This is a genomic window from Halorussus marinus (genome assembly GCF_004765795.1).
GTDB lineage: Archaea > Halobacteriota > Halobacteria > Halobacteriales > Haladaptataceae > Halorussus > Halorussus marinus.
Map to the genome: position 1 here is coordinate 644,752 of NZ_SBIV01000001.1, position 19,327 is coordinate 664,078.

22 protein-coding genes are annotated in these 19,327 nt (G+C 68.2%); 15 read left to right on the forward strand and 7 right to left on the reverse strand.

Annotation, left to right across the window (positions count from 1 at the left end; genetic code table 11):
* The first annotated feature begins 31 nt into the window (after positions 1-31).
* The 9 genes from EPY72_RS03305 to EPY72_RS03345 all read left to right on the forward strand — a co-directional run bounded on the left by EPY72_RS03305 (position 32) and on the right by EPY72_RS03345 (position 9,325).
* Positions 32-1,480, forward strand: a complete 1,449-nt coding sequence (locus tag EPY72_RS03305) for an extracellular solute-binding protein (RefSeq protein ID WP_135805557.1) — start codon at positions 32-34, stop codon at positions 1,478-1,480.
* A gap of 61 nt (positions 1,481-1,541) precedes the next feature.
* The gene (locus tag EPY72_RS03310) at positions 1,542-2,570 is read left to right on the forward strand and encodes a carbohydrate ABC transporter permease (RefSeq protein ID WP_134670530.1); all 1,029 of its coding nucleotides are present in this window, start codon (positions 1,542-1,544) and stop codon (positions 2,568-2,570) included.
* A 1-nt stretch (position 2,571) separates the two neighbouring features.
* Positions 2,572-3,561: a carbohydrate ABC transporter permease gene (locus EPY72_RS03315; protein ID WP_135805558.1), complete on the forward strand. Its 990-nt coding sequence runs from the start codon at positions 2,572-2,574 to the stop codon at positions 3,559-3,561.
* Between the two features lie 2 nt (positions 3,562-3,563).
* Positions 3,564-4,757 (forward strand): ABC transporter ATP-binding protein, encoded by a 1,194-nt coding sequence (locus EPY72_RS03320; RefSeq protein WP_134670528.1) that lies wholly within the window; start codon positions 3,564-3,566, stop codon positions 4,755-4,757.
* Complete coding sequence (locus EPY72_RS03325) at positions 4,757-4,960, forward strand: DUF8005 family protein (protein WP_134670527.1); 204 nt, start codon at positions 4,757-4,759, stop codon at positions 4,958-4,960. The genes EPY72_RS03320 and EPY72_RS03325 overlap by 1 nt, the downstream gene beginning before the upstream one ends.
* A gap of 124 nt (positions 4,961-5,084) precedes the next feature.
* The gene (locus EPY72_RS03330) at positions 5,085-6,158 is read left to right on the forward strand and encodes a Gfo/Idh/MocA family protein (RefSeq protein ID WP_134670526.1); all 1,074 of its coding nucleotides are present in this window, start codon (positions 5,085-5,087) and stop codon (positions 6,156-6,158) included.
* A 71-nt stretch (positions 6,159-6,229) separates the two neighbouring features.
* The gene (cyaB, locus tag EPY72_RS03335) at positions 6,230-6,772 is read left to right on the forward strand and encodes a class IV adenylate cyclase (protein ID WP_135805559.1); all 543 of its coding nucleotides are present in this window, start codon (positions 6,230-6,232) and stop codon (positions 6,770-6,772) included.
* A gap of 90 nt (positions 6,773-6,862) precedes the next feature.
* Positions 6,863-8,074, forward strand: a complete 1,212-nt coding sequence (locus EPY72_RS03340) for a methionine adenosyltransferase (RefSeq protein ID WP_134670524.1) — start codon at positions 6,863-6,865, stop codon at positions 8,072-8,074.
* 69 nt (positions 8,075-8,143) lie between these two features.
* Positions 8,144-9,325 (forward strand): tRNA sulfurtransferase, encoded by a 1,182-nt coding sequence (locus tag EPY72_RS03345; protein WP_134670523.1) that lies wholly within the window; start codon positions 8,144-8,146, stop codon positions 9,323-9,325.
* Between the two features lie 12 nt (positions 9,326-9,337).
* Here the strand turns inward: EPY72_RS03345 and EPY72_RS03350 are convergent, their stop codons facing one another.
* Complete coding sequence (locus EPY72_RS03350; RefSeq protein ID WP_135805560.1) at positions 9,338-9,520, reverse strand: hypothetical protein; 183 nt, start codon at positions 9,518-9,520, stop codon at positions 9,338-9,340.
* 150 nt (positions 9,521-9,670) lie between these two features.
* Here EPY72_RS03350 and EPY72_RS03355 point away from each other — a divergent pair, with 150 nt between their 5' ends.
* Positions 9,671-10,126: a DUF5804 family protein gene (locus EPY72_RS03355; protein ID WP_134670521.1), complete on the forward strand. Its 456-nt coding sequence runs from the start codon at positions 9,671-9,673 to the stop codon at positions 10,124-10,126.
* Positions 10,127-10,251: 125 nt separating this feature from the next.
* Here EPY72_RS03355 and EPY72_RS03360 read toward each other — a convergent pair whose 3' ends face one another.
* A complete protein-coding gene (locus tag EPY72_RS03360) occupies positions 10,252-11,304 on the reverse strand; it encodes a PLP-dependent cysteine synthase family protein (protein ID WP_135805561.1) in 1,053 nt (350 codons plus the stop codon).
* A gap of 111 nt (positions 11,305-11,415) precedes the next feature.
* Here EPY72_RS03360 and EPY72_RS03365 point away from each other — a divergent pair, with 111 nt between their 5' ends.
* Complete coding sequence (locus tag EPY72_RS03365; RefSeq protein WP_135805562.1) at positions 11,416-11,787, forward strand: thioredoxin family protein; 372 nt, start codon at positions 11,416-11,418, stop codon at positions 11,785-11,787.
* Positions 11,788-11,900: 113 nt separating this feature from the next.
* Positions 11,901-12,044, forward strand: a complete 144-nt coding sequence (locus EPY72_RS03370) for a rubrerythrin-like domain-containing protein (protein WP_135805563.1) — start codon at positions 11,901-11,903, stop codon at positions 12,042-12,044.
* Between the two features lie 14 nt (positions 12,045-12,058).
* Here the strand turns inward: EPY72_RS03370 and EPY72_RS03375 are convergent, their stop codons facing one another.
* On the reverse strand, positions 12,059-14,176 hold the full coding sequence (locus tag EPY72_RS03375) for a thioredoxin domain-containing protein (RefSeq protein WP_135805564.1): 2,118 nt from the start codon (positions 14,174-14,176) through the stop codon (positions 12,059-12,061).
* A gap of 68 nt (positions 14,177-14,244) precedes the next feature.
* Positions 14,245-14,697: a pyridoxamine 5'-phosphate oxidase family protein gene (locus EPY72_RS03380; protein ID WP_134670516.1), complete on the reverse strand. Its 453-nt coding sequence runs from the start codon at positions 14,695-14,697 to the stop codon at positions 14,245-14,247.
* A 116-nt stretch (positions 14,698-14,813) separates the two neighbouring features.
* Between EPY72_RS03380 and purD the strand changes: the two genes are divergently transcribed.
* The 3 genes from purD to EPY72_RS03395 all read left to right on the forward strand — a co-directional run bounded on the left by purD (position 14,814) and on the right by EPY72_RS03395 (position 17,079).
* Complete coding sequence (purD, locus tag EPY72_RS03385; protein ID WP_135805565.1) at positions 14,814-16,106, forward strand: phosphoribosylamine--glycine ligase; 1,293 nt, start codon at positions 14,814-14,816, stop codon at positions 16,104-16,106.
* Positions 16,107-16,171: 65 nt separating this feature from the next.
* Positions 16,172-16,513 carry a DUF7344 domain-containing protein gene (locus EPY72_RS03390; protein WP_134670514.1) on the forward strand — a complete coding sequence of 114 codons (342 nt, stop codon included), beginning with the start codon at positions 16,172-16,174 and terminating at the stop codon, positions 16,511-16,513.
* A gap of 50 nt (positions 16,514-16,563) precedes the next feature.
* Entirely contained in the window at positions 16,564-17,079 is a 516-nt protein-coding gene (locus EPY72_RS03395; RefSeq protein ID WP_135805566.1) for an acyltransferase, read from the forward strand.
* A 37-nt stretch (positions 17,080-17,116) separates the two neighbouring features.
* Here the strand turns inward: EPY72_RS03395 and EPY72_RS03400 are convergent, their stop codons facing one another.
* The 3 genes from EPY72_RS03400 to dacZ are packed head-to-tail and all read right to left on the reverse strand — an operon-like array spanning position 17,117 to position 19,210.
* On the reverse strand, positions 17,117-17,608 hold the full coding sequence (locus EPY72_RS03400) for a hypothetical protein (protein ID WP_134670512.1): 492 nt from the start codon (positions 17,606-17,608) through the stop codon (positions 17,117-17,119).
* A 1-nt stretch (position 17,609) separates the two neighbouring features.
* Positions 17,610-18,395, reverse strand: coding sequence for a mechanosensitive ion channel domain-containing protein (locus EPY72_RS03405; RefSeq protein WP_135805567.1), 786 nt, complete (start codon positions 18,393-18,395; stop codon positions 17,610-17,612).
* Entirely contained in the window at positions 18,395-19,210 is an 816-nt protein-coding gene (gene dacZ, locus EPY72_RS03410; RefSeq protein WP_135805568.1) for a diadenylate cyclase DacZ, read from the reverse strand. The genes EPY72_RS03405 and dacZ overlap by 1 nt, the downstream gene beginning before the upstream one ends.
* Positions 19,211-19,327 lie beyond the last annotated feature (117 nt).

Genomic DNA, 19,327 nt, shown 5'->3' on the forward strand with positions numbered 1-19,327 from the left:
AAGTTCCGTTCTATTGTTGAAGTATGAGGGAATGTCTCACAGACACACAACGCGGGGCGAGCGGACCGACAGGGGGGTTACCCGGCGGCGATTCATCCAGGCCACCGGCGCGACCGGGGCGGTCGCGGCGTTCTCGGGGTACGCCCGCGCCCAGGACGACACCACCGTGGTCCAGTTCGCCTCCGACAGTCTGGCGAACGACAACAGCGAAACGCTCCAGCAGGCGCTGTACGACGCCGGCCTGTCAGAGAACATCGAACTGGACATCATCGCCGGCGCGTGGGAGACCGGCAGGCGACAGAACCAGTACCAGCAGTGGCTCTCGGCCGGCCGAAACGAGCCGGACCTGCTGATGATGGACAGTGGCTGGACCCAGCCGTTCATCGCACGCAAGCAGGTCCAGAACATGAGCGATCTCCTCCCGTCGGATCTCCAAGAGACCGTCAACTCCGACTATCAGGCCCGAGCGGTCGACAGCGTGACGGGGCCGGAGGGCGATCTGTACGGAGTTCCGATGTTCCTCGGCGTCCCGACGATGAACTACCGCAAGGATCTGGTCGAGGACGCCGGCTACGACACCAGCGGCTGGCAGACCGAGCCGCTGTCGTGGGAAGAGTTCTCGCAGGTCACCAGCGACGTGCTCGACCAGAACGACGACATCGACTACGGATTCACCTTCCAGGGGAAGGCCTACGAGGGGCTTGCCTGCTGTAACTTCAACGAGTGGATGAGCTCGTATGGCGGGGCGTACTTCGGGGACCTCGACAACCTGTTCGGGCCGATCGGCGACCGGCCGATCACGATCAATCAGGATCAGGTCGTTCGGTCGCTCCGGATGGTCCGGACGTTCATCAACGGCTCGGACGACCCGGTCGCGCTCGACGGGTTCGCCGGAGACATCGCGCCGGAGGCCGTCCTGCAGTGGTCCGAAGAGCCCTCGCGCCAGCCGTTCACCAACGGCAACGCCGTGATGCACCGCAACTGGCCCTACGCCATCAACATCAACGGCAGCGAAGACGAGGGGTTCGGCGAGGATCTGGGCACGATGCCGATCCCCTCCGGGGTGTCGCCCGACGAGGCCGAATACGAGGGCACCGGCGGGGCGGCCGCGGCGCTCGGCGGCTGGAACCTCACCGTGAATCCGAACTCCCAGAAGAAAGACGCGGTCGTCGAGGTCATCGAGGCGATGTCCACCGACAGCTATCAGGCCGCGCAGTTCGAGGCGGTGGGATGGTTGCCGCCGAAACCGGCGGTGTACGACTCCGAGACGGTCCGGAACGTGCCCGTTCTGGGCCGGTACATCGACACGATCAAGGTGTCGGTCGAGAACGCGATCCCGCGGCCCGCCACCGCGGTCTGGCCCCAGGAGTCCGAGCAGATCGCCCAGACGGTCAACAGCGTTCTCGCTCAGGAGTCCGAACCGGCGCCCGCGCTCGACCAACTGGCCGCGACCGTCGAGCAGATCGAACAGAGCGTCTGATCACCTCGTTCGAGAGTTCACATGACAGTCGGTGACGACGCATGAATCGGAGGGACCGCTGATGGGCGCAGAATCCGGCGAGACGCTTCGGGGCGGCGACAGGGGCGGCCCCTACGCCGCGACGGTCCGGTGGATGGAGAACCTGAGCGAGACGCAGTTCGCCTACCTGCTTTTGGTCCCGACGTTTCTCATCCTCGGACTCATCGCGTTCTGGCCGCTCGTTCGTACGTTCGACATGGCGTTGCACGCCGACGCGCTCGTCGGCCGGGCGCAACTCGGCGAGTACGTCGGTCTGAACAACTTCGTCGAACTGCTGACCGGCGAGCGCGACGCCTTGCTGGTCCGGCCGCTGTTGCCCGACGTCGCCGTCGACGCGACGTTCCCGTTCGTCCACTTCGACAACCTGTTCGTCAGCGCCATCTCCGCGACGCTGATCTTCAGCGTCGTCAGCGTGGCGTTCGAGACGGTGATCGGGTTCGGGCAGGCGCTCGTGCTCGATCAGGACTTCCGGGGCCGTCGGTGGGTCCGGGTCGCCATCATCATCCCGTGGGCGGTTCCGATCGTGATTCAGGGGATGATCTTCTACCTCATGTTCCAGCCCGGCATCGGCTTCGGGGTCGACCTCGTCCAGCAACTCCCGTTTTTCTCGTTCTCGGAGACGCCGCTGGCCAACCCGGTCGACTCGATGGTCATCATCATCGTCGCCGACGTCTGGAAGACCTCGGCGTTCATGGCGTTGCTCATCCTCGCGGGCCTCCAGAGCATCGACCGGAGCCTCTACGACGTGGCCCGCGTCTCGGGAGCCTCGAAGTGGCAACAGTTCAAGTACATCACGCTACCGCTCGTGTTCCCGACGGTGATGGTCGCGATGCTGTTTCGGACCATCGCCGCGATGCGCATCTTCGGCGTCATCGAGACGGTCTCGGGCTGTAACGTGGTGCCGTCGCTGTCGTGTCTGGTCGTGACGACGTTCAGCAACCGGATGTACGGCACGGCCGCGGCCGTCGCGTTCCTGACCGCGGCGATCATCGGGGCGCTGGTGCTGGTCTACATCTACAACTACGCGACGAGCGGACAGGAGGGGATCTGAGATGGCGACCGAGACGCCGGTCGACGACGAGGTCGACCGCGGCCCGTTCGAGCGGTGGGTTCGCCGAGTCATCAGGAACCCAGAGCGGGCCTACCGGGCGATGTTCTACACCGCCATGATCGTCTTCCTGTTCACGACGCTGTTCCCGTTTTACTGGCTGTTGGTGCTGGCGCTGACGCCGTTCAACCGGCTCGCGAACGTCGGGCTGTTCCCGAACGGGTTCAACCCCGAGGCGTTCGTCCGGATCTTCGAGATCCTGCCGTTCCACATCTACATGCTCAACAGCTTCATCCTCGCGGCGATGACGACCGTGTTCGTGCTGGTGATCGCGAGCCTCGCGGGCTACGTGTTCGGCCGGCTCCAGTTCCCGGGCCGGGGGCCGCTCATGCTGGCGGTGCTCGCGATCTCGTACTTCCCGCCGGCGGCGTTCCTGTTGCCGCTGTTCCGACTGTTCAACGGCAACGTCACGATCGGGCTGTTCGGCGCGTCGATCTCGAGCCCGAACCTGTTCAACACGCCGTGGGCGATGGTGCTCCCGTTCAGCGCGCTGTTCATGCCGCTGTCGATCTTCATCCTCACGACGTTCTACGGCCAGATTCCCGACGGTCTGGAGGACGCCGCCCGCATCGAGGGGACGACCCGGCTCGGGGCGCTCTTCCGGGTGATCGTCCCGCTGTCGGCGCCCGGGGTCGCGACCGCCGGCGTGCTGACGTTCATCATGGTGTACAACGAGTTTTTCTTCTCGTTTCTGATGAACGACGGCCAGATCCCCGAGATGCTGTACGAGAGCGGCAAGCTCCTCTACCTCTCGAACGAGAACCACTGGGCGCCCCTCCTGAAGGGCATCCTCGGCTTCCAAGGCCAGTACACGCAACTGTACAACCTGATGGCCGCCGCGAGCATCGTCGGCGTGCTCCCCGTGGCGGTCCTCGTCGTGGTCGCACAGGAGAAGATCGTCAGCGGCCTCACGCAAGGCGCACTCAAAGAGTAACCATGGGACGAGTCACACTCAGCAACGTCACGAAACGCTACGGCGACGTCACCGCGGTCGAAGAGATGAACCTCGACATCCAGGACGGCGAGTTCGTCACCTTCGTCGGCCCCTCGGGGTGTGGGAAGTCGACCACGCTGGAGACGATCGCCGGACTGACCACCCCGACCAGCGGGACCATCACCATCGCGGGCCGGGAGGTCACGAACCTGCCGCCCAAAGACAGGGGGATCGCGATGGTGTTCCAGAACATCGCGCTGTTCCCGCACATGGACGTCTACGACAACGTCAGCTTCGGGCTCCGGCTCAGGGACTACCCCAAAGAGGAGATCGACCGCCGGGTCGAGCGCGCCGCCGACATCGTCCAGTTGGAAGGGATGCTAGAGCGGATGCCCGACGAGATGTCTGGCGGCCAGCGCCAGCGGGTCGCGATCGCGCGAGCGATCGTGCGCGAGCCCGAGGTGTTCCTGATGGACGAGCCGCTGGCGAACCTCGACGCGAAGCTCCGTGTCCACATGCGGACCGAACTCCAGCGGCTCCACAAGGAACTGGACACGACCATCATCTACGTCACCCACGATCAGGCCGAGGCGATGACGATGTCCGATCGGATCGCGGTCATCGACGGCGGCCACCTCCAGCAGATCGCGCCGCCGCTGACCTGCTACAACGAGCCGGCGAACCTGTTCGTCGCGGGCTTTATCGGATCGCCCTCGATGAACTTCGTCGAGGCCGAAGTCACCGCGAGCGGACTCCTCACGCGGGACTTCGACGTGGAGTTCGACCCGACACAGCTCTCGGAGATCGCCGAGGGCGACGCGGTGACGCTCGGCGTCCGCCCCGAGGACGTCTACCTCCGCGAGGACCGCGAGACCGTCGCCAACCCGACTCAGCCGATCCCGGCTCGGACCGACGTGCTGGAGCCGATGGGCGACGAGATCTTCGTCTACCTCCTGACGGGCGACGGCGACGCACAGATGGAGATCGACGCCGAGGCCGAGGCGCCCCAGAACCAGCTCCTGATGAGCGTCGACCCGGCTTCGGACGTGGCGGCCGACACCGATGTCGAAGTGGTGCTCGACCGCGAGCGCATCCACCTGTTCGACACCGAGTCCGGCGAGGCGCTCAGCCACGGCCTCGAGTTCGCGACGGTCGAGCCCGGTCGGACCGGCACCGAAGCGGAGGGCGACGACTGATGGTGACGACTTTCGGGTGGTTCTATCTGGTCGGGGGCACCGTCCTGTTTTTCTTCTGGGCGTACGGCATCGTCTCGTTCGCGCTCGACGTGAAGAACAAGTTCGTTCCGGCGGCCAAGCAGTGGCGTGACTCGCGAAAGCGGGCGCGGGCCGACGCGGAGGCCGAGGCCGAACGCGAAGAGACCGAACGGCAGTTGTACTAGATGGTCGGGAAACGCGCCGCCCGGCGTCGGGTCGCGACCTATCGGGGGTCGCGACGTGACCGCGGCCTGACGAACGGGCGAAGGGAAACACCTAACAACAACTCACGGTTGGCTACGACTAGTTATGACTGGATCGAGTGAGTTGGTCCGGGTGGGGTTCGTCGGGTTGGGGAACATCGGTCACTACCACGCAGACCGCGTCGTCGAACTGTCGGGCGTCGACATTGCGGGCGGCGTCGACATCAACCCGGAGGCCCGGGCTCGCTTCGCCGAGAAGTACGGCGTCGAGTCGTTCGAGAGCTACGAGGTCCTCTACGAGTCGGACGTCGACGCGGTCGTGGTCACGACCCCGAACAAGTTCCACGAGGAGTACGCGGTGGCCGCGCTCCGGGCGGGCCTCGACGTCCTGCTGGAAAAGCCCCTCGCTCACTCGCTCGAGAGCGCCGAACGCATCGCGGAGGCGGCCCGCAACGCCGAGGGCTTCTGCATGGTCGGGTTCCACAACCGGTTTCGGAATCCGATCGAGGTCATCAAAGGGTACCAGGAGTCGGGACGGTTCGGCGAGACCCGTCACGTCGAGGCCAACATCGTCCGCCGGCGGGGGATCCCCGGCCGGGGATCGTGGTTCACGAACGACGACATCGCGGGCGGGGGCGCGCTCATCGACATCGGCGTCCACGCCATCGATCTGGCGCTACACTTCCACGACTTCCCGACCGTGACCGAAGTCACCGGCACCATCCGGTCGCAGTTCGGCTCCCGCGAGGACTACGCCTATCTGGAGATGTGGGGCGAGGACACCCAGTCGGGGGAGTTCTCGGTCGACGACTCGGTGAGCGCGTTCCTGCGGTGTGCGGACGGCAAGACGGTCTCGCTCGAAGTGGCGTGGGCCGCCAACCGCGCGCCGAACGAGGAGTTCGTGATCCGGGGCACCGACGCGGGCGCGTGCTTCGACAAGGCCGACGACTCGCTCACGCTCTACGAGACGGGCCGGCAGGGTACCGACCACTTCTCGGACTCCCAGATCGAGACGCGCCACGAGGACCCCCACAAGGCCGAACAGCGGAGCTTCTTCGACGCGGTTCGGACCGGAACCCCGCCCGGGCGAAACACGGTCGAGCAGGCCCTGGAGGTCCAGCGGGTCATCGACGGCGTCTACCGCTCGAACGCACAAGAGCGCGCGATCCAGCTGGGATAACCGCCAGGGACCGACGAGGCCGCCGACCGAAGCACAACCCCAAAGACGCCGACGCCCCGACTACCAGACGAATGTACGAGGTCGAACTGAAGGTCCGCGCCGACCACGACCGGGTCCGCGACCGGCTCGCCGACCGCGACGCCGATCCCGTCGACGAGGTGACACAGATCGACACTTACTACGACGCGCCCCACCGCGAGTTCGCCGAGACCGACGAGGCCCTGCGGCTCCGAGAGGAGACGACCGCGGCCGGCGAGGCGTCCACCGAACTCACCTACAAGGGGCCGCTGGTGGAGGCCGAGTCGAAGACCCGCCGGGAGATCGAGACCGCGGTCGCCGACGGCGAGGCGGCCGCGGAAATCTTCGAGGCGCTCGGGTTCGAGCCCGCGGCGACGGTCCGCAAGGAGCGCGAGCGGTTCGCCCTTGACGGCTACACCGTCACGCTCGACGCGGTCGAGGGGCTGGGCGAGTTCGTCGAGGTCGAGACCGACGCCGAGGAGAAGGGCGTCGAATCCGCCCGAGAAGGTGCGATCGAGGTGCTCGCGGCACTCGGACTCGACGCCGACGATCAGATCCGGACGTCGTATCTCGGCCTGTTGCTCGCCGGCGAGTGAGAGACTCGGGGCGGGAGATAACTGGTAGTCATTTTACGGGACGGAACCGTTTCCGCAAGTTATAGATTCCGGCGCCGGGAAGACCGAGTAATGACTGACAGGAACATCGAAGTCGAACCCATCGACCGACCGGCGGTCGAGGACCAGGAGATCGAGATCGTCGAGCGGAAGGGGCTGGGCCACCCGGATTCGATCTCCGACGGCATCGCCGAGAGCGTCTCTCGGGCGCTCGCGCAGGCGTACCTCGATCGAGTGGGGAAGGTGCTCCACTACAACACCGACGAGACACAACTCGTCGCGGGCCGGGCCGACCCCGCGTTCGGGGGCGGGGAGATGATCGATCCGATCTATCTGCTCATCGTCGGTCGCGCGACCAAAGAGTACGAGGGCCTCACCATCCCGACCGGGAAGATCGCGCTGGAGGCGGCCCGCGAGTACATCGACGAGCACTTCCCCGAACTCGAGTTCGGGACCGACATCATCGTCGACGTGAAGCTCGGAGAGGGAAGCGGCGACCTCAAGGAGGTCTTCGGCGAGGAGGGCGCGACCGTTCCGATGGCGAACGACACCAGCTTCGGCGTGGGCCACGCGCCGCTGACCGAGACCGAACAGATCGTGTTGAACGCCGAACGCCGGCTCAACGGCGAGTTCGCCGACGACGACCCCGCGCTCGGTCAGGACGTGAAGATCATGGGCAAACGCGAGGGCGACAGCATCGACATCACGGTCGCGGCGGCGCTGATCGACAAGTACGTCGACGACCGCGCGGCCTACGACGAGACCGTCGAGTCGATCCGGGAGTTCGTCCGCGAGGTCGCGACCGAGTACACCGACCGCGAGGTGACCGTCTACGTCAACACCGCCGACACCGACGGCGAGGGCGAGGAGAACGTCTACCTCACGACCACCGGTACCAGCGCCGAGATGGGCGACGACGGCTCGGTCGGTCGGGGCAACCGCTCGAACGGGCTCATCACCCCGAACCGGTCGATGTCGATGGAGGCCACCTCGGGCAAAAACCCCGTCAACCACATCGGGAAGATCTACAACCTGCTCGGGACCCAGATCGCCGAGTCGGTCGTCGCCGAGGTCGACGGGATCCGGGACCTCCGGATCCGACTGCTCAGTCAGATCGGCCGCCCCATCGACCAGCCCCACGTCGCCGACGCGGAGGTCGTCACCGCCGACGGCGTCGCGCTGTCGGACATCGAGGCCGACATCGCGGCCATCATCGACCGCGAGCTCGCCGACGTCACCTCGATCACCGAGCGGGTGATCGACGGCGAGCTGTCGACGTTCTGAGGCGGGCGAGCGTCGTCGGCGCGTCGGCCAACCGAAGGCCGTTTATCCGGCTCGCGTCTACGGGGGGACATGCGACCCCCGGAAGCCGACACCGTCCTGGTCCGTCACGCGGACGTGGGCGTCAAGAGCGGGAAGGTGCAGGCCGAGATGGAGCGGCGGCTCCGGGACAACCTCGAAGCGATCGTCGAGGATCGGGGCGTCGACGCGACGGTCGAGCGCCGGTGGTCCCGGCTGTTCGTCCACGCCGACCCCGAGAGCGTCGACGCGGCCACCGACGCCGCGACCGACACCTTCGGCGTCCGGTCGGCCAGCCCCGCGCTCGTGGTGCCGGCCGAGGCCGACGCGATCGTGTCGGCGCTCGGCCGGACCGCCCGCGAGCACCGCGGGGCGGTCGGGGATACCTTCGCCGTCGACGCCCGCCGTGCGGGGACGACCGACGCCCACCCGTTCACGAGCAAGGACCTCGAAAACGAGGCCGGGGCGGCGGTCTTCGAGGCGCTCGACGATCCCGAGGTCGATCTGGACGACCCCGATGCGGTCTTCTACGTCGAGTGTCGCGAAGACGAGGCGTACGTGTTCACCGAGAAGCGGCCCGGTCCCGGCGGGCTTCCGCTCGGGACGCAGGCGCCGGTCGTCGCGCTGGTGAGCGGCGGCATCGACTCGCCGGTCGCGGCGTGGGAGCTGATGAAGCGGGGCTCGCCAATCGTGCCCGTCTACCTCGAACTCGGCGACTACGGCGGCGCCGACCACGAGGCCCGCGCGATGGAGACGGTCCGGCGGCTCCGGGAGTACGCCCCCAACTTCGAGCTGGCGATCCGGAAGGTTCCCGCGGGCGACGTCATGGACCTGCTCGCCGAGGAGGTCGGACCCGCCCGGATGCTGGTGTATCGCCAGTTCATGTACCGGGTCGCCGAGCACGTCGCCCGCGAGGTCAACGCCGCCGGCATCGTGACCGGCGAGGCGATCGGCCAGAAGTCCTCTCAGACCACTCGGAACCTCGGGGCGACGAGTCAGGCGACCGCGCTGCCGATCCACCGTCCGCTGTTGACGATGGACAAGTCCGAGATCACCGAGCGTGCCCGCCGGATCGGCACGTACCGGGACTCGACGATCCCCGCGGGATGCAACCGGATCGCACCCGACTACCCCGAGACGAACGCCACGCTCGAAATCGTCGAGAACGCCCGGCCGGCGGGGCTGTTCGAGCGCGCCCGCGAGGCGGCCGAGGACGCGACGGTCGTCGAGGTCTGATCGGGGCCGTCGTTACGACTCGTCGCCGTGGACGGCCAGCGTCAGCATCGAAAGAACCACGACGACGGGAATCAGTACCTCGACGTACGTCCCGAACGAGTCGGACCCGCCGTACAGATACGACGCGCCGGCGCCGAGCAGACCGACGACGGCGACGCCGCGCAGGAACGTCCGGCTCTCGCCCGTGTTCGTCACGTCCGACGTGTTTCCAGATTAGCACCAAAGGGCTTACGTGTTCGATGTGGGCGCGACTCCGGGAGCGCTCGGAACAGACCCGTTCCTGCGGCCGACGTCTCCCGGCCGCCGAACGAAATCGCTTTACGGCGCAGATTCCTTCCACAGCGTGTGACTCGGGTCTGTTTCGTCGGCTCGCCGGGGGTCGATCTCCGGACCGAGCTCCGATCGCGCGAGACCGCCCGCGAGGCGCTCGCGACCTACGACCTCCGGGAGCCGTACCGCAACTCGCTGGCGGTCGACACCATCAGTCTGGGGTCGGCGATCGCGCTGTGCAACGACCTGAACTGGTATCTGGTGCGGTTCGCCGACGACGCGCTGGTGATGGAGCCCAGCGTCACCGACGAGGAGTGGCTCTCCCGGGAGCTGGCGACCGCGGTTCGGGACGGCGCGGTCGACCCGGCCGAGACCGACGAGTACCTCAAGGTGTACGGCCTGACCGCCGAGGACGAGCTGGTCGAGCCGATGTACCTCTCGCGAACCGACGGCGACATCCCGGCGTACGACCTGCGGGACGTCCCGGACACCGTCGTCGTTCGGGTCACCGAGTCTGAGTTCGGCGGATAGACCTATATCTCGCCGACGTCTTCGCTGGATCGTTTCACTTACTCGCAGAGTCTGGGACCGTCGCCCGCCGAGCGTTCGGAGCCGTCGGTTTCGAACGCGACCGATCGAGACGGAGTCGCGGCCGCTCAGTCGAACATCCCGGTCGAGAGGTACCGCTCGCCGCTGTCGGGGTAGACGGTCACCACGAGCGGACAGTCGTCGTAGCCGTCGTCGACGCCGCCGTCGGACGACAGCTCCGCGGAGGCCGCGCCGTCCTCGCCGTCCGATCCCGTGAGATCGGCGAGCTCGTCGGGCACCTCCGGGCAGTTGAGCTGGGGTCGGGCGATGCGGTCTGCGACCCGGCGGGCCGCGACCGACGCCGCCCCCGAGGACTGACCCACGAGGATCCCCTCTTCGCGGGCCAGTCGTCGGGCCTCCGCTTCGGCGTCGTCGAGGGCGACCGTCTCGACGGCGTCCAGCAGATCGGTGTCGAGCAGTTCGCTCACGAACCCCGGCCCCATCCCCTGATAGTCGTCGTCGCCGATCGGACGGTCGTCGCCGGACGCGCCGCTCTCGGTGTCCAACTCCTTTTTGAGGACGGCGTTGCGCTCGGGCTCGACCGCGACGACCTCCATCTCGGGGAACGCCTCGCGCAGGCGCGACGCCGTGCCGGTGATCGTGCCGCCGGTCCCCACGCCCGCGACGAAGGCGTCGATCTCGCGGCCCTCGACCTGTTCGAGGATCTCCTCGGCGGTCGTCCGGTAGTGGGCCGCGGCGTTCGCGGGGTTCTCGAACTGCCCCATCTGGACGGCGCCCTCCGTCTCGGCGAGTCGGTCGGCCCGGTCGCGGGCCGACTCCATGTTCCCCTCGACCAGTTCCACGTCCGCGCCGTACGCCCGAAGCAGTTCGCGGCGCTCGGGCGACTTCGAGGCGGGCATCACGATAGTGAGATCGTAGCCGCGGGCGGCCGCCGCGACCGCGAGCCCGATGCCCGTGTTGCCGCTGGTGGGTTCGACCAGCCGGTCGCCGGGCTCGATCTCGCCGGCGCGCTCGGCGGCGGCGATCATCTCTCTGGCCGGTCTGTCTTTGGCCGACCCGCCGGGGTTGAACGCTTCGACCTTCGCCGCGACGGTCGCACCCTCCGGCGAGGCCACCCGGACGAGCGGCGAACCGATCGTATCGAGGATGGACTCTCTCATCGTCGGGAGTACGGCCGGCAGGCATAAACACGTACTGCTCGTCGGCAGGTCGTGCCGGGATTTTCGCCGGGGCCTGTGTGGTTAAATCCGTCCGGCCACTACAGGTCTCACATGGAGACGACCGAACCGAGTCCGACGTGGGACACAGCGGCACACAGCGAAGCCGTCGACGCCATCGAGGCCGGCGTCGGCGAGGTCACCTACCGGATCTGGGGCGCCGACTGGTGTGGCGACTGCCGGGCGGTCCTCCCGGACCTGTTCGCGGCGCTCGAAGCCGCGGGCGTCCCCGACGACGAGATCGCCGTCCACGAGGTCGACGAGAACAAGGACGGCGAAGGCGTCGAGGCGTACGACGTGACCCACATCCCGACTATCGTCGTCGAGCGCGACGGCGAGGAGCTGGCCCGCTTCGAGGAGAGCGAAGACCGACCCGCCGCCGAGTACGTCGCCGACCGACTGCTCTCGTCGGACGTGCTGGCCTGAGCGCCCGGCGAGTCGGGTCCGACCGCCGGCCCCTCGTCCGTGATTAAACACCTAGTAGTGCCCGGTATGCACTTAGGGAAACCGTTAACATTCGGTCAGTGCCACCAATTGTCATGGTGAGAACTGACACATACAGTCCGGACGGCGGAACCTACGAGTGCCGGCGGTGTCTCCACCGCGCGGAGGCGCCCGACCACCCCGGGTCCTGCCCGGAGTGTGACGGCCCACTACGCAACATCGCGGTCCCGCGCGAGTGATCGCGGGCCCGCCGCTACGACGCGTCGGCCCAGTCGAGGGCCGCCGTCACGTCCGTCTCGGGCGGCGAGCACGCGAACCCGCGACAGACGTACGCGGTTGGGGCGCCCTCGCGGGCGGTCCGGTCGGCCCAGATCGGCGGCGCTTCCGCGAGCCCGAGCGCGTCGAGCCACGACGAGAGGCCCTCGTCGGCGGGCGGTCGGACCGACACCACGCGCCGCGGGAGATACCGGGCGGCGAGTTCCTCGCGCCACGCCTCGGGGAGTCGGTCGGCCGCGACGGTGACCTCGAGCGACCCGGTCGCGTACCGGTCGGCCGCCAGCGCGAGCGAGGCGTGCTGGAGCGGGTTCGACGTGATTCCCCGTCCCCGGGTTTCGAGGACGCGCTCGGCGATCGCCTCGAACTCGTCGTCGGGCCGGAACGGATCGAGCGCGAGGAGGGTATCGACCGCGACCCCGAGGCTGGAGGGCGTCGACTGGTCGTGGGGCTCTTGGGGGCGCGCGACCAACTCCTCGCCGCTGTCGGGCGTGAAGTAGATCGTGCCGGCCGACTCGTCGTAGAACTCGGCCGCGACGGCGTCGGCGAGGTCGAGCGCGAACCCGAGGTGGTCGCGGTCGCCGGTCGCCTCGTAGCAGTTCAGCGCGGCCCGCGCGAGGAAGGCGTAGTCTTCGAGGTAGCCCTCGATCGCGACGTCGCCCCCCTTGTACCGCCGAGAGAGCCGATTCTCCTCGTCGTCCCAGAGGCGTTCGCGGACGAACTCCAGCGCGTCGGTCGCGAGGCCGGCGTACCGGTCGCGATCGTCGAGCACTAGGGCGGCCTCGGCCAGCGCCGAGATCATCAGACCGTTCCACCCCGCGAGCACCTTCTCGTCGCGGCGGGGTCGGACCCGCTGGGCCCGGGCGTCGAAGACCTGCTCGCGGGCGTCTTCGAGGCGTTCGCGGACGGTCGACTCCTCGAGGTCGGAGGCGTCGGCGAGTTCGGGGATCGACTCGGAGATCGTGAGCACCGTCGACCCCTCGAAGTTGCCCGACTCCGTGACGCCGAACCGCTCGCAGAAGAGGTCGGCGGCGTCCTCGTCGGCGACCGCCGACCGGATCTGGTCGGGCGTCCAGACGTAGAACGCGCCCTCCTCGCCCTCGCTCTGGGCGTCGAGGGTGCTGTAGAACCCGCCCTCCGGGTGGGTGAGCTCTCGCTCGACGAACCCGACGGTCCGGCGGGCGGCCTCGGCGAATCGGTCGTCGCCGACGGCCTGATACCCCGCGAGCAACGCCCGGGTTATCTCGGCGTTGTCGTACAGCATCTTCTCGAAGTGGGGGACGACCCACTCCCGGTCGACCGTGTAGCGGTGGAAGCCGCCCCCGACGTGATCGAACAACCCGCCGTCGGTCATCGCTTCGAGCGCCTCGGCGGCGACTTCGCGGTACTCCTCGTCGCCCAGATCGGCGGCGGCCCGCAAGAGCAGGTGGATCCGTCCGGCCTGCGGGAACTTCTGGCCCGTGCCGAACCCGCCGTGTTCGCGGTCGGCGCTCCGGACCGCGGCGTCGGCGGCGGTTTCGAGGACGCCGTCCCCGGGGAGTTCGCTCGCCTCGGGCACCGATTCGAGTTCGCCCTCGATGGCGTCGGTCCACTGGTCGGCCCGGTTTTCCATCTCGGCGCGGTCGTCCTCGTCGCCCCAGGAGTCGGCGATGTTCTCGAGCAGGTCCCGGAAGCCGGGCTGGCCGCGCTTGGCCTCCTTCGGGAAGTAGGTCCCGACGTAGAACGGCCGGCCGTCGGGCGTGAGCCACGCCGAGAGCGGCCAGCCGCCCCGGCGGGTGACCGCCTGACAGATGGTCTGGTAGACGCTGTCGAGATCGGGGCGCTCCTCGCGGTCGACCTTGATCGGGACGAAGTGCTCGTTGAGCACCTCCGCGACGCCCTCGTCCTCGAAGCTCTCTTCTTCCATGACGTGACACCAGTGACACGCCGAGTAGCCGACCGACAGGAAGATCGGCACGTCCCGGTCCTCGGCCGCGGCGAGCGCGGTCTCGTCCCACGGCTGCCAGTTGACGGGGTTGTCGGCGTGCTGGCGGAGGTAGGGGCTCTGTTCGTCGTCGAGCCGATTGCGGTCGGTCGGGTCGGCGTCGGGCTCGCTCATGGGCGACCGGAGGGGCTTGACCGACGTAAAGTCGGGGTTCCGATGGAGCGACCGGCCGACCGGCCACCCTACGCCCCGTCGGCCGCCATCCGGTCGCTGTAATCCCAACTGTGGACGCGGTCGGGCCGGATGCGGATCCGGACCTCCTCGCGGTCCTCCGAGAGGAGCCACTCGGCGAGCGGCGAGCCGGCGTCGCCGAGGTACCGCTCGACGAGATCCCGGAGGACCGACTTGTCGGCGTCGGGCGAGAGTGCGGCGGTGCCGTTGCCCCGGACGCCCCGGTAGGGCGGCCGGTTCTCGGACACCTCGAACGCGACCGCGGAGTCGCCCCGGAGGTAGCCGACCACGTCGGCGTTCGCCCCGGTCGCACACTCGAAGACGCCGTCGCGGTAGCGGTACCACAGCGCGACAAGCCACAGCGACCCGTCGGGGCGGTGGCAGGCCAGCCGGATCGGGATCGCCGCCTCCGCGAGATACGACTCGACCGCCGGCTCCGCCCACGCGCCCGTGAACTCGGTCATGTGACTCGGTAGCGTCCGACAGCTAATAGTTCTCCCGCCGACGTCCCCCATACTCGTGCATACATCTTCGTTCGTCAAGAGCAAACTTTACACTCCCGTGCCTACACTCTCCGGGCATGAGCGAGACAGTGCTGTTGGTCGGCGGCGGCGGCCGCGAACACGCCATCGCGCGTGCGCTGGCGGACGGCGACGCCACGCTGTACGCCTGCGCGGGCAACCGCAACCCCGGCATCGCGTCGATCGCCGAGGGGTTCGAGACCCTCGAAACCACCGACCCGAGCGCGGTCGTGGCCTACGCCGAGGACGTGGACGCGACCCTCGCGGTCGTCGGCCCGGAGGGGCCGCTCGCGGCGGGCGTCGCCGACGCGCTCGACGACGCCGGCATCTACGCGTTCGGGCCCAACGAGGCCCAAGCCCGCATCGAGACCGACAAGGCCTACCAGCGCCGGTTCATGCGCGACCACGACGTCCCGGGGTGTCCGGAGTTCGAGACGTTCGACGACGTCGAGGCCGCCTGCGAGTACATCGACGCCGCCGACGGCGACCTCGCGGTCAAGCCCGCCGGACTCACCGGCGGGAAGGGCGTCCGAGTGATCGGCGATCAGGTGACCGCCGAGGAGGCCAAGACGTACCTCCGGGACGCCGACTACGACCGGGTGGTCCTCGAAGAGCGACTGGTCGGCGAGGAGTTCACCGTCCAGGCGTTCGTCGCGAACGGCGACCTCCGGGTCACCCCGGCGGTGCAGGACCACAAGCGCGCCTACGAGGGCGACGAGGGGCCAAACACCGGCGGTATGGGGAGTTACAGCGACGCCGACTCCGCCCTGCCGTTCATGACCGACGACGACTACGAGGCGGCCCTCAACGTGCTAGAGGCGACCGTCGACGCCCTCGACGGCTACAAGGGCGTCCTCTACGGGCAGTTCATGCTCACCGCCGACGGCGTGAAGGTCGTGGAGTTCAACGCCCGGTTGGGCGACCCCGAGGCGATGAACACCCTGCCGGTGCTCGACACCGACTTCCTCGACGTGCTGGTCGCGGCCCGCGAGGGCGAGTCGCTCCCCGACCTCTCGTTCGCGCCGAACGCCACGGTCTGTAAGTACGCCGTTCCCGAGGGGTATCCGACCGATCCGGAGGCCGGCGCGAAGGTCGAGATCACCGAGGAGAACGCGGGCGACGCGCTCCTGTTCTACGCGAGCGTCGACCAGCGCGAGGACGGCATCTACACCACCACCTCCCGGGCGTTCGCGGTGGTGGGCGTCGCCGACACCGTCACCGACGCCGAGGCGATCGCCGAGGACGCCCTCGCGGTCGCGGGCGAGGAGGGCCTCGACGTGCGCCACGACATCGGCAAACCCGATCTGGTCCAGCGGCGGATCGACCACGTCGCCGACCTCCGGAGCCGGTAGTCAAGTCGGGCTTGTCGAGTCGAAAGCGACACATAACAAAGCCCGGTAGCCTGTTCACAGAGGATATGTTCGACTCGGGCGAGCGATCGGCGACGCTGACGACCGACGAGGTCTTCGAGCTACTGAGCGACGCCGACCGGCGGTGTGCGCTCGTCGTGCTCCGCCGAGCGGACGGCGCCGTGTCGCTCGGCGAGCTCGCGTCGGCGACGGTCGCGATCGCCGAGGACCGCGACCCCGAGGGGGTGGCCGACGACGAGCGCGAGCGGACCGCGACCGCGCTCCACCACCGCCACCTGCCCCGGCTCGCGGAGGCAGGGGTCGTCGACTACGACCCGGCCGAGAGCCGCGTCGAGCTGACCGACGCCGCCGCCGATCTCGATCCCGTGTTCCGGATGCTCTCGGAGTGAGCCGACCCGGACCAGCCACCTTCAAGACCGAACCCCTCGAACCTCCGGCCGTGACCGACGAGACGCGACGCCACGATCGAATCGCCCACCACGCGACGCCGGGGCCGTACAACTCCCTCCAGTCGTGGCTCGACGCCAAACACCCGCTCCGGGTCGCGCTGAACTACGTCGTCATCGTTCTGGCTCGCGTCTCGCCCAGCCTGCGGCTCAAAAACTACCTGTTGCGTTCGATCGGCGTCACCGTCGGCGAGGGCGTCTCGTGGGGGCTCGAATCCACGCCCGACGTGTTCTGGCCCGAACTCGTCACCGTCGAGGACCACGCCATCGTCGGCTACGACGCCACTCTGCTCTGTCACGAGTTCCTCCAGGACGAGTACCGCACCGGCGAGGTCGTCGTCGGCGAGCGGGCGATGATCGGCGCGGGCGCGGTCGTGCTCCCGGGCGTCGAGATCGGCGCCGGCGCGAGCGTCGCCGCAAACTCGCTGGTGACCGAAGACGTGCCGGCGGGCGCGACGGTCGCGGGAGTCCCCGCCCGCCCGATGAACAGCGACGAGCTGTCGGACTGATCTGGCCGGAATCGACTCGGCGTGCGCACCGAGATCGCTATCCGGCGACGATCAGTCGTCGGACCCCGGCCTCGACGAGTGCGAGGACACAGAGCCCGGCGACCACCGCGGCCCCGAAGAAGGGGTATATCGCGAGCGGGTCGGACTCCCCGCCGACTCGGAGAAAGAGATACCACACCAGTGCGGTCGCGCCGAACAGCCCCGCCAGCGGCGCGACCAGCCCCCACCGGGCGTAGGCGTAGTAGGGGATCGCGGCGTGGCCGACCAGCACGACCGCGGTGGCCCCGCCGACGAGTAGCCACACGCGGGCGGTCGCCGTCGGAAACAGGTCGGTGACGAATCGTGCCCCGGCCCACACGCCGAGCGAGACCGCGGCGTACGCGAGTCCGCCCCCGACCGCGAACGCCCACGGCGCCGGCAGGCGCTCGCGGACCGCGAACGGCATCGCGGCGGCGAACGCGCCGGCGCCACAGGCGATCGCGACGGTGAGCGCCTCGCTCCCCAGCGCGGGGTCGGGCGTCCCGGGCATCTCAGTCTCGGATCCGGACGACGCCGTCCTCGAACACTCGCCTGTTGGGGATGATGTACTCCTCGCCGTCGCCCTCGATGCGGGTCACGAAGACGTCGATCTCCTGGACGATGCCGCGGTCCTCGCCGACCCGGACCTCGTCGCCGATGCCGTACGGTTGGTTCAACAGGAGGTAGACGCCCGCGGCCGAAGACTGCAGGAGGTCCCGGAACGCGACCGCGCTGAACAGGATGATAGCGAGCGCGTACGAGCCGAGCAGGATCAAAAGCGCCTCGATGTCGACGCCGACCTGTCCGAGCGCGACCAGCGCGGCCAGATAGACGATGGTGTACTTGACCGTCCGCGGGATGATGTTGACCTCCGGGAGCTTGACCGAGCGCAGGCGTTCGCTGACGACCAGTTCGGCCTTGTCGGCGACCACGAAGCCGACGATGAACACCAGAACCGCGATGAAGAGGTCGGGGATGAACGTGAGCACGCCGCTCCAGAACAGCTGGGCGTTCAACAGCTCCGCGATGTTGAGCGCGATGAGCACGACGACGCCGTAGATGAACCACGAGCTGAGCCGCGCGACCAGCGAGACCGTGTCGGTGCCGAGGCTCTGGGCGGTGCGCTCGAACGGCGTCCGCTCGACCGCGTCGGGGACGCCGGCGGCCACCAGCAGGCGCTTGTTCAGTCGGCCGATGACGTAGCCAGCCACCAGTCCGGCCGCGAGCACGAGGACCGCGAGGACGAACTGAAACTCGTCGCGCATCAGGACGGTCCAGTCGACCTGCAGGGGCGCCATCAGTACTCCTCCGGATCGAGCTCCAAGACCAGTTCGCCACCTTTGAACGCCCGGACCATCCCGTCGCTCTCCGAGAGCACGATCGCGGTCGCGTTCGTCTCGCGGGTGATCGAGCCGGCGGCCATGTGGCGAGCCCCCAGCCCCTTCGGGATGTCGACCCCCTCGGCGGAGGGTTCGAGGTACCGGTACGCCGAGACGATCTTGCCGGCGTCGGAGATGACGAACGCGCCGTCGAGCCGCGAGAACTCCTTGAGCATCACGTTCACGATGGGGTCGCCGACGTGGACGTGGGACTTCTCGAAGGGGTTGTAACTGAGCGGGCGGGACTTGTTCATCACCTTGCCGGCGTCGCCGACCACGAACAGCGCGCCGACGGGCTTGCCCTTCTGGCCCTTCTTGCCGAGTTCGATCGCGACGTCGAACACGTCCCGGATGACCCCGGGCTCGGCCCGCGAGCCGGCGAACAGTTCGTAGACGCCCGACCGCATCGACTCGCTGACCCGCACGCGCGTGGCGGTGTCGGTGTTCTCCCCGAACATCGAGGTGGTGCAGACGACCGCATCGCCGTCGTCGACGAGCCCCTCCTCCATCGCGCCCTCGACGCCGAAGGCGATCCGGTCCTCGACGCCGTCGAACTCAAGCGGGAGCTCGACGAAGGTGTCGGCCCCGACCGTGTTCTCCGGCGAGACGACCACGAGTTCCACGTCCGAATCGAGGTCGGCGAACCGATCGTAGTAAGAGCCGCTCGGCGAGAACAGGAAAACGGCGTCCGCGTCGTCGACGATATCCCCCAAGAGTTCGCTCACGTCTGCCATTACCCGAAACGACTCAGTCACCGGAGAAAAGGTTTGTGGGAGTATGTGTCAGTTGTGCGGCGATTGGGGGCCCCAAGAGTGCATCGTATGCGCTACCGCGACTGGTCTCCCCGACGT

Excerpts from the sequence above, each read along its gene's own strand:
- EPY72_RS03305 (WP_135805557.1), top strand. The coding sequence starts at position 32 with ATGTCTCACAGACACACAACGCGGGGCGAGCGGACCGACAGGGGGGTT.
- EPY72_RS03310 (WP_134670530.1), top strand. The coding sequence starts at position 1,542 with ATGGGCGCAGAATCCGGCGAGACGCTTCGGGGCGGCGACAGGGGCGGC.
- EPY72_RS03315 (WP_135805558.1), top strand. The coding sequence starts at position 2,572 with ATGGCGACCGAGACGCCGGTCGACGACGAGGTCGACCGCGGCCCGTTC.
- EPY72_RS03320 (WP_134670528.1), top strand. The coding sequence starts at position 3,564 with ATGGGACGAGTCACACTCAGCAACGTCACGAAACGCTACGGCGACGTC.
- EPY72_RS03325 (WP_134670527.1), top strand. The coding sequence starts at position 4,757 with ATGGTGACGACTTTCGGGTGGTTCTATCTGGTCGGGGGCACCGTCCTG.
- EPY72_RS03330 (WP_134670526.1), top strand. The coding sequence starts at position 5,085 with ATGACTGGATCGAGTGAGTTGGTCCGGGTGGGGTTCGTCGGGTTGGGG.
- cyaB (WP_135805559.1), top strand. The coding sequence starts at position 6,230 with ATGTACGAGGTCGAACTGAAGGTCCGCGCCGACCACGACCGGGTCCGC.
- EPY72_RS03340 (WP_134670524.1), top strand. The coding sequence starts at position 6,863 with ATGACTGACAGGAACATCGAAGTCGAACCCATCGACCGACCGGCGGTC.
- EPY72_RS03345 (WP_134670523.1), top strand. The coding sequence starts at position 8,144 with ATGCGACCCCCGGAAGCCGACACCGTCCTGGTCCGTCACGCGGACGTG.
- EPY72_RS03360 (WP_135805561.1), bottom strand. The coding sequence starts at position 11,304 with ATGAGAGAGTCCATCCTCGATACGATCGGTTCGCCGCTCGTCCGGGTG.
- EPY72_RS03365 (WP_135805562.1), top strand. The coding sequence starts at position 11,416 with ATGGAGACGACCGAACCGAGTCCGACGTGGGACACAGCGGCACACAGC.
- EPY72_RS03370 (WP_135805563.1), top strand. The coding sequence starts at position 11,901 with ATGGTGAGAACTGACACATACAGTCCGGACGGCGGAACCTACGAGTGC.
- EPY72_RS03375 (WP_135805564.1), bottom strand. The coding sequence starts at position 14,176 with ATGAGCGAGCCCGACGCCGACCCGACCGACCGCAATCGGCTCGACGAC.
- EPY72_RS03380 (WP_134670516.1), bottom strand. The coding sequence starts at position 14,697 with ATGACCGAGTTCACGGGCGCGTGGGCGGAGCCGGCGGTCGAGTCGTAT.
- purD (WP_135805565.1), top strand. The coding sequence starts at position 14,814 with ATGAGCGAGACAGTGCTGTTGGTCGGCGGCGGCGGCCGCGAACACGCC.
- EPY72_RS03390 (WP_134670514.1), top strand. The coding sequence starts at position 16,172 with ATGTTCGACTCGGGCGAGCGATCGGCGACGCTGACGACCGACGAGGTC.
- EPY72_RS03400 (WP_134670512.1), bottom strand. The coding sequence starts at position 17,608 with ATGCCCGGGACGCCCGACCCCGCGCTGGGGAGCGAGGCGCTCACCGTC.
- EPY72_RS03405 (WP_135805567.1), bottom strand. The coding sequence starts at position 18,395 with ATGGCGCCCCTGCAGGTCGACTGGACCGTCCTGATGCGCGACGAGTTT.
- dacZ (WP_135805568.1), bottom strand. The coding sequence starts at position 19,210 with ATGGCAGACGTGAGCGAACTCTTGGGGGATATCGTCGACGACGCGGAC.